This window comes from Salmonella sp. SAL4457 (genome assembly GCF_046548235.1).
Classification (GTDB): Bacteria; Pseudomonadota; Gammaproteobacteria; order Enterobacterales; family Enterobacteriaceae; genus Salmonella; species Salmonella enterica.
On sequence record NZ_JBGDZO010000299.1, the window covers coordinates 1 to 296 of the forward strand.

Genomic DNA, 296 nt, shown 5'->3' on the forward strand with positions numbered 1-296 from the left:
TGAGATAGTCGCGCACCGCCTGCGGGCTCTCCAGTATCGAATCGCGACGCAGGCGCTCGGCCAGGTGGCGCCGGCCCATCTCCAGCACGGCCTGCAATTGCGCATACTTGGCCACGCCGAGCCCGAGATGGCCGCAGAACGAGGCGAGGTCCGCCTCGAGCAGGGCACGCAGCCCGCCGAACTCGCTCAACAGCCGCCGCGACAGCTCGACCGCACTACAACCGGTCACTCCCGTGCGCAGGAAGATCGCCAACAGCTCGGCATCGGAAAGGGCCGCCGCGCCCTGCTCCAGAAGC

Annotated in this window: 1 protein-coding gene; it reads right to left on the reverse strand. The window is 68.9% G+C overall.

The window, feature by feature from the left end:
* Positions 1–296 (reverse strand): UPF0758 domain-containing protein (locus tag ACLJNW_RS24370; protein ID WP_410961238.1); only part of this gene is annotated, 296 nt, incomplete at both ends.